Genomic DNA, 16,375 nt, shown 5'->3' on the forward strand with positions numbered 1-16,375 from the left:
CTGTTCCCGGCCGGCGAGGCCGGGCGCGTTGCGTGGCCTCATGGCGAAGCAGGCCCGCCCTCGGCACGCCGGGCGGGCGGCAGGGCGGGGAGGTGCCGTTGCTAGGAGGCACCGCCGGTCGCGATGACCTGCACGTCCAGCACGCCATCGCCCACCCGCGCCTGCAGCGCGTCGCCGGGCCGGACCTGGGTGGTCGAACGCACCAGCGCACCATCGGTGCTGCGGGTGACGATCGCATAGCCGCGCGCGACCGTGGCCAGCGGGCTCACCGCCTCCAGCGAACGGGCGATGCCGCGCAGGTGCATGGCGTCGCGCTGCAACTGGCGCGCCATGGCCGCCTGGGCGCGTGGCGCCAGTGCGTCCAGGCGCCGGCGCAGCAGTGCCATCCGCTGCGCGGGCTGCACCGCGCGCAGTACCGAATGGCCATGCGCCAGGCGCGCGCGGCGCTGTTCCAGTTGCCGCTGCCACGCGCCGTGCAGGCGCGCGTATGCCGCCTCCTGGCGTTGCCGCAACAGCGCCAGACGCGCCTGCGGGCCCTGCGCCTGCAGCCGCAGCGCGGCACGGTCGGCGCGCTGCATCGCCTGGCCCAGTGCGTGCGCCTGCAACTGCGCCAGCCGCCGCTGCAGGCCGTGCAGGCGCGCGTCGAGATCGCGCCGGTCCGGCACCAGCAGCTCGGCGGCCACCGACGGCGTGGGTGCACGCAGGTCGGCGGCGAAATCGGACAGGCTGAAATCGGTCTCGTGGCCGACCGCGGAGACGACCGGCGTGGCGCTTGCGGCGATGGCCCGCGCCAGTTGTTCGTCGTTGAACGCCCACAGGTCTTCCAGCGAGCCACCACCGCGGGTCAGCAGGATCGCGTCGTAGCGGCCGCTGGCATCGGCGCGGCGCAGCAGTGCGGTGATCTGCGCGGCCGCGGCGTCGCCCTGCACCAGGGTCGGCAGCAGTTCCACCTCGAGCAGCGGGAAGCGCCGCGCCAGCACGCTGAGCACGTCGCGCACCGCCGCGCCGCTGGGCGAGGTGATCACCGCCAGCCGGCGTACATGGGCCGGCAGCGGTCGTTTGCGCGCCGGGTCGAACAGGCCTTCGGCCTGCAGCTGCGCCCTGAGCGCCTCGAAGGCGCGGCGCAGCGCGCCTTCGCCGGCTTCTTCCATGTGGTCCAGCACCAACTGGTATTCGCCGCGCGCCTCGTACAGGGTCAGGCGGCCGCGCGCCAGCACGCGCACGCCCTCGCGCGGGACGAACTTCAGCCACTGGCTCTTGGGCCTGAACATCGCCGCGCGCACCTGCGCGCGTGCGTCCTTCAGGGTGAAGTACAGGTGCCCCGACGCAGGGCGGCTGACATTGCCGAGTTCGCCTTCAACCCACACCAGCGGGAACGCGCCCTCGAGCAGGTCGCGGGCGAGGGTGTTGAGCTGGCTGGGGCTGAGGACGTTGTCCATGGTCGGCGCGGGGGAACGGGACGCTATTGTTCCCGCGCGCGGGCGCCAAAGCCAATGCCTGGGCTGCCGCTCACGCCGCCGCTATCGGGAATCGTGCGCCGGGTCGTGGCGCCGCAGCGCCCAGGCGACATGTTCGCGCACCAGTTCGGACGGGTGGTCCAGGCGGCTGAGCAGCGCCTGCCGCGCGGCAGGCGAGGGCGCCGCGTTACCCAGCGCCACGGCGATGTTGCGCAGCCAGCGTTCGTGGCCGCTGCGGCGGATCGGGCTGCCCTCGGTGCGGCGCAGGAACTCGTCTTCGTCCCACGCGAACAGCTCCGGCAGGGTGGCCGTGTCCAGGTCGTTGCGCGCGCGGAAGTCCGGCTCGTCGGTGCGCCGCGCGAACTTGTTCCAGGGGCATATCAGCTGGCAGTCGTCGCAGCCATAGATGCGGTTGCCCATCAGTGGGCGCATTTCCAGCGGGATGGCGCCCTCGTGCTCGATGGTCAGGTAGGAAATGCAGCGGCGCGCGTCGAGCCGGTGCGGGGCGATGATCGCCGCGGTCGGGCAGATGTCGATGCAGCGCGTGCAGCTGCCGCAGTGCGCGCTGGCCGGGGCGTCCACCGGCAACGGCAGGTCGATGTAGATCTCGCCGAGGAAAAACCACGAGCCGCCGTCCTTGTCGATCAGGCAGGTGTGCTTGCCGATCCAGCCCAGCCCGGCGTTGCGCGCCAGCGCGCGTTCGAGCACCGGCGCCGAATCGACGAACACGCGGTACCCGAAGGGGCCGATCTCGGTGGCGATGCGCGCGGCCAGCTTCTGCAGGCGGTTGCGCATGAGCTTGTGGTAATCGCGGCCCAGCGCGTAACGCGCCACGTAGGCGCGCTCGGCGTCGTCCAGGGTGGCCCAGGCCGCGGCATCGTCCTTGTGGCCATAGTCCAGTCCCACCGAGATCACCCGCACCGTGCCCGGCAACAGCTCCTGCGGCCGCGCGCGCATCGCGCCGTGCCGCGCCATCCATTCCATGGTCCCGTACAGGCCCTTGCCCAGCCAGTCGGCCAGGTGCGCCGCGTCCTCGCCCAGGTCGACGCCACTGATGCCGCAGCGCTGGAAGCCGGCCTCGCGCGCGAGCTGGCGGATGCGCAGCGACAGCTGCGCCATGTCGGCGGTGGCAACGGCTCCAGGCATGGCGCAAGTATAGAATCGCGGGCATGAGCCAGCCCGATGGACTGTTCGATACCGCCGCCGCGCGCCGCATCGACGCGCAGGCCACCGCCGCGCTCGGTGGCGACGGCTACCTGTTGATGCAGCGCGCAGGCCAGGCCGCCTGGCAGTGCGCGCTGCAGTACTGGCCGCAGGCGCGGCGCATCGTGGTGGTGTGCGGCCCGGGCAACAACGGCGGCGACGGCTATGTGCTGGCGCGGCTGGCGCGCCAGTCCGGGAGCGCGGTGTGCGTGCTGCACCTGCCCGGGCACGCGCCACGCACCCCGCTGGCGCAGCGTGCCTGTACCGACTACCTGGCCGTTGGCGGCCGGGTGGAGCTTGCCGCCGATTGCCTGCGCGATGCCGACCTGGTGGTCGACGCGCTGTTCGGCATCGGCCTGGACCGCGCGCCCGATGCGGAGGCCGCGCGGCTGATCGCCGCGGTCAACGCCGCCGCCGCGCCGGTGCTGGCGCTGGACGTGCCCAGCGGCGTCGACGCCGACAGCGGTGCGGTGCCGGGCGCGGCGATCCATGCCGCGCGCGTGCTGCAGTTCATCGTGCCGCACCGTGGCCTGTACACCGGCGCCGCGCTGGAGCACGCCGGGCAGCGGCTGCTGGATGCGCTGGATGTTCCCGCGCAGGCGTTTGACGGCGTGGCGCCGGCCGCATCGCGCTGGAGTGCGGCGCGGCTGCCGGCGCAGTTGCCGCCGCGGCGCCTCAACACCCACAAGGGCGAGTCCGGCCACGTCCTGTGCGTCGGTGGCAACCATGGCAGCGGTGGCGCGCTGATGCTGTGCGCCGAGGCCGCGCTGCGCAGCGGTGCGGGGCTGGCCAGCGCGGCCACCCGCGCGGCGCACGTGGCGCCGCTGCTGGCACGTTGCCCCGAAGCGATGGTGCATGCGGTGGAGGACGCATTCGACCTGGCGCCGCTGCTGGCGCGTGCCGGTGTCGTCGCACTCGGGCCAGGGCTTGGCCAGGACGAGTGGGGGCGCCGGCTGTGGCTGGCGGCGGTGGACGGCGGCAGGCCGCTGGTGGTGGATGCCGACGCGCTGAACCTGCTGGCGCAGCAGCCGCGAGCGCTGCCCACAGCGGTGCTCACGCCGCACCCGGGAGAGGCGGCGCGCCTGCTTGGGGTCGACGACGCCGCCATCCAGCGCGACCGTTTCGCCGCGGCGCAGGCGCTGGCGGAACGGTTTTCGGCGGTGGTCGTGCTCAAGGGCGCGGGCACCGTGGTCGCCGCGCCGGGGCAGCGGCCGCGGGTGATCGCGGCGGGCAATCCGGGCATGGCGGTGGGCGGCATGGGCGACCTGCTGACCGGGGTGATCGCCGCGCTGCTGGCGCAGGGCCTGTCGCCATTGGACGCAGCCAGCACCGGCGCGCTGCTGCATGGCCTGGCCGGCGACGCGGCGGCCGCGGACGGCCAGCGCGGACTCCTGCCGCGTGACCTGCTGCCGCACCTGCGCGCCCGTGCCAATCCATAATGACGGCCATGATCGAACTGTTTCTTCCCGATGCCGCGGCCACCGACCAGCTGGGCGCGGCCCTGGCGGCGACCCGGCCGACGCCGGCGGTGGTCCACCTGCACGGCGACCTGGGTGCCGGCAAATCGACCCTGGCGCGCGCGCTGCTGCGGGCGCTCGGCGTGCAGGGGGCGATCCGCAGCCCCACCTATACCCTGGTCGAACGTTACCCGCTGCCGGCCGGCGAGGCCTGGCACCTGGACCTGTACCGGATCGGCGATGCCGGCGAACTGGATTTCCTGGGCCTGGACGAGGCCGAGGCCGACCTGTGGCTGGTCGAATGGCCGGAGCGGGGCGGCGCGGCACTGCCGCCCTTGGACCTGCGGGTGGCGCTGGACATGCACGGTGCGGGCCGCCGGGCGCGGCTGCAGGCCTGCTCCCCGGCCGGCCAGGCATGGCTGTCGCGCCTGGGGCAATCGGGCCACTTGCAGGGGTTTCCTGCCGCCTGATGGAAGGAAAGTGTGGCAGGTTGCGGATTATTAAGGGAAAAGGTGTTGCAATTACGCAATTCCGGTGATTGAATCCGCCCATGCTCAAGGGAAGCCGCCTGATCGCCCTGTCTGCCTGTGTCGCCGGACTCTGCCTGGCTGGCGCTTCGGCGTGGGCGGGTGAGATCCGCAGCGTCGCCGTGCAGGCCGGGAGCACCGGTACCCGTGCCGAGATCCAGCTGGCCGGCGGTGGCAGCTACAAGACCCTGTCGCTGGCCGGGCCGAACCGCCTGGTGGTGGATTTCCCGGATTCGACCGCCGTCCGCGGGCTCAAGTTGCCCGCCGCCGCCGGTGTCGTCACCGCCGTGCGCACCGGGATCCCGGCGCCGGGCACGTTCCGGGTGGTGTTCGACCTGGCCGAGTCGGTGGTGGCGTTCAAGCCGCAGCTGCAGGGGCAGGGCGCCGAGTCGCGGCTGCTGATCGAATGGCCCGGCGAGACCAGCGGCGCCAGTACCCGGCCGGTGGCGGCGAATGCGTCCGCGACCCCGCTGCCGGCGCAGCCCGGCAGCGCCGAGGCGCGCCGCGAGGCCGCCCGTGCCACGGCGGCACTGACCGCGGCGGTGGTGCAGCAGGCGTCCGCCGCGCCTGCCCCGCCGGCTACCGTCGCCAACACCCCTGTGCCCACCACGACGGCGGTGGCCGCCACGAACGCGCCTTCGCCGGCCGCCATTCTCAACGGACAGGCGAGCGTGCCGGCCGTGGTCGCCTCGGCGACTGCACCGACCCCGGCACCCGCGCCTGTACCGGTACCGGCCGACGAACAGCCGGCCCCGCGTCCGGTCATGCCCAGCGATGCTTCGCGCATCCGCATGCAGCCGGGCATGCGCACGCTGGTGGTCGCCATCGATCCCGGCCATGGCGGCCAGGACCCGGGGGCGATCGGTCCGACCGGCAAGCGCGAGAAGGACGTCACCCTGGCGGTGGCGCGCGAGCTGGCGCGGCAGGTCAATGCCACGCCCGGCCTGCGCGCCTACCTGACCCGCGACACCGACGTGTTCATCCCGCTGCCGCAGCGTGCCCAGCGTGCGCGCGCGGCCAAGGCCGACATTTTCATTTCGATCCATGCCGACGCGGCGGAGAACCGCGCCGCCACCGGCTCGTCGGTGTACGTGCTTTCCACCAAGGGCGCGTCCTCGCAGCGCGCGCGCTGGCTGGCGGACAAGGAAAACGCGGCCGACCTGATCGGCGGCGTCAGCCTGCAGCGGACCGAGGGCACCCTGGCCAACGTGCTGCTGGATCTGGCCCAGAGCGGCAACATGAAGGCCTCCGAAGATGCCGCCAGCCACGTGCTGGGTGGGCTGAAGCGGATCGGCAACAACCACAAGCCCAACCTGGAGCGGGCGAACTTCGCGGTGCTGCGCACCTCGGACATGCCGGCGATGCTGGTGGAAACCGCCTTCATCTCCAACCCGGACGAGGAGCGCCGCCTTACCGACCCGGCCTACCAGCGCCGCGTCGCCGGTGCCGTGCTCGACGGCGTGCACACCTATTTCAGCCGGCAGCCGCCGCCGGGCACGCTGTTCGCCGCGCGTGCGCAGGCCGAGATGGAAGCCGCCGCGGGCACCGTGGCCGGCGGCAGCAAGTAAACACGGCGCGCGCCAGCGCCGTGCATCCCGTCCGGCGGCTGCAGTCATTCGGATCGCATCCGTCATCGACCCGCACCTCCCGTGCCCCGGGCGCAGTGCCGCCACTGGCGGGGTGAGGGGCGACTGGCTGCTACACCCGGCGGCGGGGCGGCTATCATCTAGCGATGCGAGATAGCGATTTCATTCCCCTGCTGCGCCCCGCTGGTTTCCCGGAACGCGCGGCATGAGCACCATCCGTCCGCTCCCCGAGATACTGATCAACCAGATCGCCGCCGGCGAAGTGGTCGAGCGCCCCGCGTCGGTGGTCAAGGAACTGGTCGAGAACGCACTCGATGCCGGCGCCACCCGTGTCGACATCGACCTCGAGGAAGGCGGCGTGCGCCTGATCCGCATCCGCGACAATGGCGGCGGCATCGCCGCGGCGCAGTTGCCGCTGGCGGTGTCGCGCCATGCCACCAGCAAGATCGCCTCGCTCGACGACCTGGAGTCTGTCGCCACGCTGGGCTTCCGCGGCGAGGCGCTGCCGTCGATCGCCTCGGTCAGCCGCTTCACCCTGGCGTCGCGCCAGCCGCAGGACGAACACGGCGCCGCGCTGCAGATCGAGGGCGGCAAGATCGGTGAAGTGACGCCGCGTGCGCATGCGCCGGGCACCACCGTGGAAGTGCGCGAGCTGTTCTACAACGTGCCGGCGCGGCGCAAGTTCCTGCGCGCCGAGCGCACCGAACTGGGCCATATCGAGGAATGGCTGCGTTCACTGGCGCTGGCGCGTCCGGACGTGGAACTGCGGGTGTCGCACAACGGCAAGCCGTCGCGCCGCTACAAGCCCGGCGACCTGTACTCCGATGCGCGCCTGGGCGAAACCCTGGGCGAGGACTTCGCGCGGCAATCGCTGCGCGTGGACCACAGCGCGGCCGGCCTGCGTCTGCACGGGTGGATCGCGCAGCCGCAGTACTCGCGCGCCAGCGCCGACCAGCAGTACCTGTACGTCAATGGCCGCTCGGTACGCGACCGCAGTGTCGCGCATGCGGTGAAGATGGCTTACGGCGACGTGCTCTACCACGGCCGCCAGCCGGCCTACGTGCTGTTCCTGGAACTGGACCCGGCGCGGGTGGACGTCAACGTGCATCCGGCCAAGCACGAAGTGCGTTTCCGCGATGCGCGGCTGATCCATGATTTCGTCTACCGCACGCTCAAGGATGCGCTGGCCGAAACCCGCGCGGGCCTGGAGCCGGCGGCCGGGCTGCCGGGTGCGGCCGCCGCGCCGTCCCTGTCCGCGGGCGCGCAGGCCGGTGCCTACCTGTCGCGGCCGCCGGGCAGCACCGGTGGTGGTGGCTGGGCACCGCGGCAGTCGCCGCTGGGGCTGCAGGTGTCCGAGGCGCCGGCGGCCTATGCCGCGCTGTATGCGCCGCCGGCCGACGCCGCGACACCGGCCGCGCTTGCTGGCGGCAGCCCGGGCCTGCCGGCGACGACCGCCGACAGCGGAGTGCCACCGCTGGGCTATGCCATCGCGCAGCTGCACGGCATCTACATCCTGGCCGAGAATGCCGAAGGCCTGATCGTGGTGGACATGCATGCCGCGCACGAGCGCATCGGCTACGAGCGCCTCAAGACCGCGCACGATGGCATCGGCCTGCATGCGCAGCCGCTGCTGGTGCCGATCACCCTGGCGGTGGGCGAACGCGATGCCGACACCGCCGAGCGCGAGGCGGCGACGCTGGCCGAACTCGGCTTCGAGGTGACCCGCTCCGGCCCCGGTTCGCTGCACGTGCGCAGCATTCCTGCGCTGCTGGCCAATGCCGAACCGGAGGGGCTGCTGCGCGACGTGCTCACCGACCTGCGCGAACACGGCCAGAGCCGGCGCGTGGCCAGCGCGCGCGATGAACTGCTTTCGACCATGGCCTGCCATGGCGCGGTGCGCGCCAACCGGCGGCTGACGGTTCCGGAAATGAATGCCCTGCTGCGCGACATGGAAGCCACCGAGCGCTCCGGGCAATGCAACCACGGCCGCCCGACCTGGGCGCGCTTTTCGCTGGCGGAGATCGACCGCTGGTTCCTGCGGGGGCGTTGACGATGAAACGATGGGCAGGCATGGCACTGCTGCTGGCGGCGATGGCGACGGCCGGTTGCGGTGGCGGCGACCGGCCGGCACCGGGGCCCGACGCGCCGCGCTTCGATCCGGCGTTCCTGATGAACAACGACATCTGGCGCGAACAGCGCCAGGCCGAATTGCTGCAGCCCGATGGCTGGACCAGCCTGATCGGCCTGCACTGGCTGGAACTGAAGGCCCACTACATCGGCAGCGGCAGCACCAGTGGCATCCGCCTGGCGATGGGCCCGCCACGGCTGGGCATGGTGGTGCACGAGGCGGGGCGCTACTGGTTCACGCCCGAGCGGGGCGTCGCGGTGCAGGTCGACGGCAAGCCGGTGAAAGGCCGAATCCCGTTCCATGCCGATGACGAGCCCAGTCCCACGATGATCACCTTCGATGGGGGCAAGGGCACGTTGAGCCTGATCCATCGCGGGCCGCGCCACGCGCTGCGGGTCAGGCACGCCGACGCTCCGGCACGCGCCCATTTCGGCCACCTGGAGTATTGGCCGGCCGATGCGTCCTGGCGCATCACCGCGCGTTTCATGCCGCACGATGCCGGCAAGACCCTGCCGGTGGTCGACATCACCGGCCTGACCACCGAACAGGCCAACGCCGGCGCCATCGAATTCGAGCGCGATGGCCGCACCTGGCGGCTGGAGGCGCTGGGCGAGCCGGGCCGGCCGCTGTTCGTGATCTTCGCCGACCGCACCAGCGGCCACGGCAGCTATGCCGCCGGCCGCTACATCGACCTGGAGACGCCGGACGACAAGAGCCAGGTGGTGATCGATTTCAACCGCGCCTACAACCCGCCGTGCGCGTTCACCCCGTTCGCCACCTGCCCGTTGCCGCCGCCGGAGAACCGGCTGGACCTGCCGGTCGAAGCCGGCGAGAAAGCCTACGTCAAACCCGCACAGGAAGACGCGACATGAAATGGATGATCCGCGCCGCGGCGCTGCTGCTGGGATCGGTGATGCTGCTGGGCACGCCGGCGCCGTTGCTGGCGCGGCAGGTGCCGGCGGCCGCTACTCCGGCCAAGGCGCCGCCGGTGCCGCTGCTGTGGAAGGCGAGCGGGCCCAAGGGCGCCGAGCTCTACCTGCTGGGTTCGTTTCACCTGCTCAGGGCCGATGATTACCCGCTGTCGGCGGACGTGGACGCGGCCTTCGACGCTTCGGGCCAACTGCTGTTCGAGCTGGCGCCGGAGGAAATGAACTCGCCCGCGCTGGCCACGCAGATGGCGCAGGCCGCACTGCGCCGCGATGGCCGCCTGCTCAAGGACGAACTGGATGCGGATACCTGGCGGCGACTGCAGGATTACGCCGCCGCCAACGGGCTGCCGATCGATCGCCTCGCCGGACTCAAGCCCTGGTTCGTGGGGCTGACCATCAGCCTGGGACAGATGGCGCGGCAGGGGCTGGATGCGCAGGCCGGGCTGGACCGGCACCTGATGGCGCGCGCCGCCACCGCCGGCAAGCCGGCGCAGGGGCTGGAGAGCGCGGCGGCGCAGATCGCGATGCTCGATGGCATGAGCGGCGACGAGCAGCGGCAACTGCTGCGCGAGGCGCTGGAGCAGGTGGACAAGGGCGACGAACAGAGCCGGCGCCTGCACGACGCCTGGCGGCGCGGCGATGACGTGACCCTGTGGCGCGACATGGCCGCGCAGATGAAGCGCGACTACCCGGCGCTGTACCGGCGCATCAACACCGAGCGCAACGATGCCTGGCTGCTGCCGTTGCAGGAGCGCCTGCAGGCCGGGCAGGGCACGACCCTGGTGGTGGTCGGCGCGTTGCACCTGCTCGGCAGCGACGGCGTGGTCGAGAAGCTGCGCGCGCGTGGCTACAGGGTCGAGCGGATCTGTTCGGCCTGCACCTCGCCCGCGCGGCGTGCTCCGGCGGCAACGGCGCCAGCGGCCCGCAGCCGCAACTGAGGCGCGCGGTGCCAGGCCGGGGTTGCGGCCGCGGCCACACAAATGCGAAGGCCGACGCTTGCGTCGGCCTTCGTGCTTTCAGCGGTTGCCGCGGGTCTTGCCGGCCGGTGGTGGCGCCGGCGGCGGCTCGGGCGTCTTGCCGCCGGCGGCCGGCGGGCGGCCGAAGCCTGCGCCCATGCTGCGCTGGAATTCCTGCCACAGCTCCAGGTTGCGCTCGGTGAGCTGGTTCATCATCGCCCACGGCGTCTGCCCGAGCAGGTTGCCCATCTGCTGGCGGAACTGCTGCTGCTGGTCCAGGAACACCTGCATGCTGCGCTCCAGGTAGTTGCCCATGAAGCCCTGCAGCGAGTCGCCGTAGAAGCGGATCAACTGGCTCAACAGCTGGGTGGACAGCATCGGTTCGCCGTCCTGCTCCTTGTCGGCGATGATCTGCAGCAGCACCGAGCGGGTCAGGTCCTCGCCGCTCTTGGCATCGCGTACCTCGAAGTCCTCGCCATCCAGGATCAGCTGGCGGACGTCCTCGATGGTGATGTAGCTGGAGATCTCGGTGTCGTAGAGCCGCCGGTTGGGATACTTCTTGATGATGCGGGTCGCAGCCATTAAGCAGTCACTCTTCCTTCACGGTAGGGGCGCAGCATGGCGCAGTGCAGCAGGCCTTGCAACCGCCATAAGTACAGGGGGGATGCCCCGGGGAGGGTGTCGGTGGCGGCGTGCAGCATCGATGCCATGCTGCGCAGCATGGGCCGCCAGAACGGCCGCGGCGGGCGGCGCCGGGGCTTACCAGCCCATGTGGTGGCCACCGTTGATGTCCAGGTTGGAACCGGTGATCCAGGCGGCTTCCTCGGCGACCAGGAAGGCCACCGCATAGGCGATCTCCTCCGGTTTGCCGAGGCGCCCGGTGGGGATGTCGGCGATGATCTTGGCGCGCACTTCCTCGGGTACCGCCATCACCATGTCGGTCGCCACGTAGCCGGGCGAAATGGTGTTGACGGTGATGCCGAAGCCGGCGTTCTCGCGCGCCAGGGAGATGGTGAAACCGTGCATGCCGGCCTTGGCCGCGGCGTAGTTGGCCTGGCCGTACTGGCCCTTGAGGCCGTTGATCGAGCTGATCTGGATCACCCGGCCCCAGCCGCGCCGGCGCATGCCCTCGATGACCGGGCGGGTGACGTTGAACACCGAATTGAGATTGGTGTTGATCACCTCGTGCCACTGTTCCGGACTCATGCGGTGGAACGTGGTGTCGCGGGTGATGCCGGCATTGTTGACCAGGATCTCCACCGGGCCCACCGCCGCTTCCACCGCCTGCACCAGCTGCTGGCCGCCTTCCGGAGTGGACACGTCGCCCGGCAACAGCGCGATGTCGTAGCCGCGGGCGCGCATCTGCTGCTGCCAGAGGTTGGCCTTCTCGGCATTGCGGAAATTGGTGGCGACACGATGGCCCTGGTCGGCCAGGCGCTGGCAGATCGCGGTACCGATACCGCCGGTGCCGCCGGTGACCAGTGCAATACGGGATGTCGTCATGGTGTGCGCTCCAGGCGCAGGCGCTGGGGAACCCTGGATTCTATGTGAACCGGGCGCCCTCACGGCAATGGCCGCGCGGCGGGGATGGCGTCGCGGCGCAGCCGGCCCGGCTGGAAGGCGGCCACCGCGCGCTGCAGCAGCGCCGGCAGCGCGTCGATGCCCTCCAGTTCGGCGGCTTCCTGGCCGAGCGCGGCCCACAGCCAGCGCAGCGTCGGCAAGGGATCGGTGGCGTCCACCGGCCGTGCCGCCAGCGACTTGGAGAGCTTGGCGCCCTGCGCGTCGAGCAGCAGCGGCAGGTGCAGGTAGCGCGGCTGCGGCAGCCCCAGCGCGCGCTGCAGCAGGATCTGCCGCGGCGTGGAATCGAGCAGGTCGGCGCCGCGCACCACGTCGCTGATGCCCTGCGCGGCATCGTCCACCACCACTGCCAGCTGGTAGGCCCAGCAACCGTCGGCGCGCAGCAGCACCACGTCGCCGACCGCGCGGTCCACCCACTGCCCGAAGTGGCCCTGCAGGCCATCGTCGAAGGCGACATGAGTGTCGTCGGCCACGCGCAGGCGGATCGCCGGGTGCGGCCGCTGGCGACCGCCGACGCAGTGGCGGTGGATGCCGTGTTGGCCGGCCAGGTCGGTGCGGCTGCAATGGCAGGGGAAGGCCCTGCCGTCGGCCAGCAGGCGTTCGAGGGCGGCGCGGTAGAGGCCATGGCGGCGGCTCTGGTACTGCACCGGTTCATCCGGCTGCAGGCCGAACGCGGCCAGCGTTGCCAGCTGCGATGCGGCGGCACCCGCCACTTCGCGCGGCGGGTCCACGTCCTCGATGCGCACCAGCCACCGGCCGCCGGCATGCCGGGCCAGAAGCCAGCTGCCGAAGGCGGCCAGCATCGACCCCAGGTGCAGGGGGCCGGTGGGCGAGGGGGCGAAGCGGCCGCGGTAGGGGGAGGAAGGCATCGACGTGGAAGGCAGCGAAGCTGAATCGTCGGTCAGAATCGCGCTTGAATTCAACCTGTCCGCACCGCAGATTTAGCGTGTTCATCCAACCCCTACCGGACCCTTCCGCATGTTTACCCGTATCGGCCTGTTCCTGTTGACCAACCTTGCCGTGCTGATCCTGGCCGGCATCGTGATGTCGGTGCTGGGCGTCAACCCGTCGCAGATGAGCGGCCTGCTGGTCATGGCCGCGATCTTCGGCTTCGGCGGCTCCATCATTTCCCTGCTCCTGTCCAAGTTCATGGCCAAGCGTGGCACCGGCGCGGTGGTGATCACCGAGCCGCGCAACCCGACCGAGCGCTGGCTGCTGGACACCGTGGCGCGCCAGGCCAAGGCGGCCGGCATTGGCATGCCGGAAGTGGCGGTGTACGACGGCCCCGAGATCAATGCCTTCGCCACCGGCGCCAACCGCAACAACGCGCTGGTGGCGGTGTCCACCGGCCTGCTGCACAACATGAGCGAGGAAGAGGCCGAGGCGGTGCTGGGCCACGAGATCTCGCATGTCGCCAACGGTGACATGATCACCATGGCGCTGCTGCAGGGCGTGCTCAACACCTTCGTGATCGTGCTGGCGCGCGTGGTCGGCGGCATCATCGACAGCGCGCTGTCGGGCAACCGCGACAGTGGCCGCGGCTTTGCCTACTACATCATCGTGTTCTTGCTGGAGATGGTGTTCGGCCTGTTCGCGACGATGATCGCGATGTGGTTCTCGCGTCGCCGCGAGTTCCGCGCCGACGCCGGTGGCGCCAGCCTGGCCGGCCGCCAGAAGATGATCGCCGCGCTGGAGCGGCTCAAGCTCAACCACGGGCAGAGCACGCTGCCGACGCAGATCGCGGCGTTCGGCATCGCCGGCGCGACCGCCAAGAAGCTGTTCCTGAGCCATCCGCCGCTGGAGGAGCGCATCGCCGCGCTGCGTTCTTCGACGGTGGCGTAACCGGTTCGACAACCCGCGGTACCCCAAGGACGCCCGGCAGATGCCGGGCGTTTTTCATTGGAGCAGCGTTTCCGCTCTCGCTCTCGCTCTCGCTCTTGCTTGTGCCTTGGCTCCTGCGCTTTTGACTATGCATCCCCTTCCGCAGCGACGGAGCCGACGGGAATAACCCGAAGGGCGGCGTGCAGGGACGCACGCCGTTTTTCTACGCGACAGGGATGTCGCGTAGAAAAATCCCGGCGGCGGAGTGGACCCGACGCGCGCAGCGCGTCGGGCGCGTAGGCAGGGCGTGCTTTCTTTGGGCCACGTTTCTTTGCACGAGCAAAGAAAGGTGGCTCGCGCCCCGAAGGGGAGCGAAAGCCTTTGATCCTGTTCCCGCCCTTGCTCTGGCTTTCCCTGGACGTCTGTACCAACGCGATAGTCAAAGGGCCAAGCCAGAGGCCAAGCATGAAAGCGGAAGATTGAAAGCAGAGCTTTCGCCCCTGCTTCGCAGGAGCGAGTTACTTCTCTTTGTTCGTGCAAAGAGAAGTAACCAAGAGAAACACGCCCCTGCCTCCGCGCCCAGCCCGCGCAGCGGGCTGGGTCCACTCCGCCGGCGGGATTTTTCGACGAGACATCCATGTCTCGTCGAAAAACGACGCGCGTCCATGCGCGCCGCCCTTCGGGTTATTCCCGTCGGCTCCGTCGCTGCGGAAGGGGAGCCGGAAGTCAAAAGCAACAGCACCAGCAACAGCAACAGCCAAAGCCAAAGCCAAGGCCAAGGCTAAGGCCAAGACCAAGGCCAAGACAAGGCCAAGGCCAAGGCCTTCATCTGGTGACATTGAATGGGGGAGCAGCCGCGGGCCGCCGGTTCGCGGCTCCCGCAACGGACGTCATGCCAGAAACAGAAACGGCGCCCTCGCGGGCGCCGTCCGGGATCGCGGGAAAGGCCGGATCAGAACTTCGGATCGAACTCGGCGGCGTGGCCGGTGTTGACGATCACCTTCTGCAGCGCCTCGCACACCTTCAGATTGCCGGCCACCACCTGCTGGGTCTCCGGTCCCTTGTCGTCCATGCGCGCCAGGGTGGCGCCGCGGTAATTGCAGACCTTGCCGCCGGCCTCGCGCACCAGCAGCACGCCGGCGGCGATGTCCCATGCCTTCACCCCGGCCTCGAAGTAGGCATCGGCGCGGCCGCAGGCCACGTAGGCCAGGTCCAGCGCCGCCGAACCGGTACGGCGGATGTCCTCGGCCTGCACCAGCAGGGTATCCACGGTCTTGAGCTGGCTGCCGGCACGGGCGCGCTCGCGCGGGGCGAAGCCGGTGTGGATCATCGTGCCTTCCAGGTCCTTGCGCTCGGCCACGCGGATGCGGCGGTCGTTGAGCACCGCGCCGGCGCCCTTGGAGGCGGTGAACAGTTCGTTGCGCAGCGGGTCGAAGATCACCGCGTCGGTGGGTTCGCCATTCTCGACCAGGGCGATCGACACGCAGTAGTGCGGGAAGCCGCGCAGGTAGTTGCTGGTGCCGTCCAGGGGATCGATGACCCACATCTGCCGGCCGTTGCCCTGCAGGCCGCCTTCCTCGCCGTAGATGCCGTAGTCCGGGTAGGCGCGCTTGAGTTCCTTGACGATCACCTTCTCGGCGTCGCCATCGACTTCGCTGGCATAGTCCATCCGGCCCTTCTGCACCACGTTGAGCGCTTCGAGCTTGTTGATGTTGCGCAACAGGACGTTGCCGGCGAGGCGTGCGGCCTTGACCATGACGGTGACGGCGGGTTTCTGCATGGCGAAGGGCTCCCGTGAAGGCGAATGGGTCGGACTGGCGGAGGAAAAGAGCGGTCCCGGCGCACGGGCCGGCCGCGCAGTTTACCATCTGCGGCTGTCCCGCTCCTGACTTTTTTCGCCATGTCCGCTTCCACCCGCATCCGTTTCGTCCTCGTCGGCACCCAGCATCCCGGCAACATCGGCGCGGCGGCGCGGGCGATGAAGACCATGGGGCTGTCGAGGCTGGTGCTGGTGGCCCCGGAGCAGCCGCTGGACGAGGTCGCCTTCCGCCGTTCGGCGGGTGCCGAGGACGTGCTGGGCGATGCCCCGGTGTTCGCCACCCTGGCCGAGGCGGTGGCCGATTGCCGGCTGGTACTGGGCTGCACCGCGCGTGCGCGCCGGGTCCAGCTGGAGGAGCTGCTGCCGGAGGTGGCCGGCCAGCGTGCGGTGGCGCGGGCGGCCGAGCCGGCGGAGGTGGCCTTCGTGTTCGGCCGCGAGCGCACCGGCCTGAGCAACGACGAGCTGCAGCTGTGCCATGCCGCGGTGCACATTCCTTCGGATCCGGAGTTCAGTTCCTTGAACCTGGCCGCGGCGGTCCAGGTGCTGGCCTACGAGGTGCGCATGGCGCAGCTGGAAGGGCAGGCCGCGCCGCCACCGGAGCCGGGGTACGGCGAGGCGCCGGCCAGCCACGCGCAGCTGGAAGGGCTGTTCGGGCAGTTCGGCGACACCCTGGACCAGATCGATTTCCACAAGGGCCGCGCCCCGGAATCGGCCATGCGCAAGCTCCGCCGCCTGTTCATGAAGGCCGACCTGTCCGAGCAGGAGGTGCGCCTGCTGCGCGGCATATTGTCCGACGCCCAGCGCATGGCCAGGCTGGCGAACGAACGGCAGAACTGAGACATCCGTCATTCGGGTTTTTTTCGGATAGTCTGTGCGGACACTCTTGGGGGAGCGCCGGTTTGCGTGTTTCAAGA

General features: G+C 70.6%; 14 protein-coding genes. 8 read left to right on the forward strand and 6 right to left on the reverse strand.

The window, feature by feature from the left end:
* Positions 1–101 precede the first annotated feature (101 nt).
* Positions 102–1,439: an exodeoxyribonuclease VII large subunit gene (gene xseA, locus QQA12_RS07070; protein WP_226050312.1), complete on the reverse strand. Its 1,338-nt coding sequence runs from the start codon at positions 1,437–1,439 to the stop codon at positions 102–104.
* Between the two features lie 81 nt (positions 1,440–1,520).
* A complete protein-coding gene (gene queG, locus QQA12_RS07075; protein WP_226050313.1) occupies positions 1,521–2,603 on the reverse strand; it encodes a tRNA epoxyqueuosine(34) reductase QueG in 1,083 nt (360 codons plus the stop codon).
* 23 nt (positions 2,604–2,626) lie between these two features.
* On the opposite strand from queG, the gene QQA12_RS07080 reads away from it, so the two are divergent.
* The 6 genes from QQA12_RS07080 to QQA12_RS07105 all read left to right on the forward strand — a co-directional run bounded on the left by QQA12_RS07080 (position 2,627) and on the right by QQA12_RS07105 (position 10,225).
* Positions 2,627–4,099, forward strand: a complete 1,473-nt coding sequence (locus tag QQA12_RS07080) for an NAD(P)H-hydrate dehydratase (protein ID WP_226050314.1) — start codon at positions 2,627–2,629, stop codon at positions 4,097–4,099.
* Between the two features lie 8 nt (positions 4,100–4,107).
* A complete protein-coding gene (tsaE, locus tag QQA12_RS07085) occupies positions 4,108–4,587 on the forward strand; it encodes a tRNA (adenosine(37)-N6)-threonylcarbamoyltransferase complex ATPase subunit type 1 TsaE (protein ID WP_104940177.1) in 480 nt (159 codons plus the stop codon).
* Between the two features lie 80 nt (positions 4,588–4,667).
* Positions 4,668–6,212: an N-acetylmuramoyl-L-alanine amidase gene (locus tag QQA12_RS07090; RefSeq protein WP_226050315.1), complete on the forward strand. Its 1,545-nt coding sequence runs from the start codon at positions 4,668–4,670 to the stop codon at positions 6,210–6,212.
* A gap of 223 nt (positions 6,213–6,435) precedes the next feature.
* Complete coding sequence (gene mutL, locus QQA12_RS07095; RefSeq protein WP_226050316.1) at positions 6,436–8,280, forward strand: DNA mismatch repair endonuclease MutL; 1,845 nt, start codon at positions 6,436–6,438, stop codon at positions 8,278–8,280.
* Between the two features lie 20 nt (positions 8,281–8,300).
* Complete coding sequence (locus QQA12_RS07100; protein ID WP_233324824.1) at positions 8,301–9,230, forward strand: DUF1684 domain-containing protein; 930 nt, start codon at positions 8,301–8,303, stop codon at positions 9,228–9,230.
* Between the two features lie 41 nt (positions 9,231–9,271).
* Entirely contained in the window at positions 9,272–10,225 is a 954-nt protein-coding gene (locus QQA12_RS07105; protein WP_226050456.1) for a TraB/GumN family protein, read from the forward strand.
* A 78-nt stretch (positions 10,226–10,303) separates the two neighbouring features.
* Here QQA12_RS07105 and phaR read toward each other — a convergent pair whose 3' ends face one another.
* From phaR to gluQRS, 3 genes are all read right to left on the reverse strand, one after another.
* The gene (phaR, locus tag QQA12_RS07110; RefSeq protein ID WP_054664996.1) at positions 10,304–10,825 is read right to left on the reverse strand and encodes a polyhydroxyalkanoate synthesis repressor PhaR; all 522 of its coding nucleotides are present in this window, start codon (positions 10,823–10,825) and stop codon (positions 10,304–10,306) included.
* Positions 10,826–11,002: 177 nt separating this feature from the next.
* Positions 11,003–11,746 carry a beta-ketoacyl-ACP reductase gene (locus QQA12_RS07115; protein WP_226050318.1) on the reverse strand — a complete coding sequence of 248 codons (744 nt, stop codon included), beginning with the start codon at positions 11,744–11,746 and terminating at the stop codon, positions 11,003–11,005.
* A 59-nt stretch (positions 11,747–11,805) separates the two neighbouring features.
* The gene (gene gluQRS, locus QQA12_RS07120) at positions 11,806–12,690 is read right to left on the reverse strand and encodes a tRNA glutamyl-Q(34) synthetase GluQRS (protein ID WP_054665002.1); all 885 of its coding nucleotides are present in this window, start codon (positions 12,688–12,690) and stop codon (positions 11,806–11,808) included.
* Positions 12,691–12,799: 109 nt separating this feature from the next.
* On the opposite strand from gluQRS, the gene htpX reads away from it, so the two are divergent.
* Positions 12,800–13,663, forward strand: coding sequence for a protease HtpX (gene htpX / locus QQA12_RS07125; RefSeq protein ID WP_226050319.1), 864 nt, complete (start codon positions 12,800–12,802; stop codon positions 13,661–13,663).
* Positions 13,664–14,594: 931 nt separating this feature from the next.
* Here htpX and QQA12_RS07130 read toward each other — a convergent pair.
* Entirely contained in the window at positions 14,595–15,422 is an 828-nt protein-coding gene (locus tag QQA12_RS07130) for an inositol monophosphatase family protein (protein WP_054665011.1), read from the reverse strand.
* 120 nt (positions 15,423–15,542) lie between these two features.
* Between QQA12_RS07130 and QQA12_RS07135 the strand changes: the two genes are divergently transcribed.
* Positions 15,543–16,298 (forward strand): RNA methyltransferase, encoded by a 756-nt coding sequence (locus QQA12_RS07135; RefSeq protein WP_054665014.1) that lies wholly within the window; start codon positions 15,543–15,545, stop codon positions 16,296–16,298.
* Positions 16,299–16,375: the final 77 nt, after the last annotated feature.

Origin of the sequence: Stenotrophomonas sp. 17(2023) (assembly GCF_030345315.1) — a bacterium.
In the GTDB taxonomy this organism is placed as follows: domain Bacteria; phylum Pseudomonadota; class Gammaproteobacteria; order Xanthomonadales; family Xanthomonadaceae; genus Stenotrophomonas; species Stenotrophomonas acidaminiphila.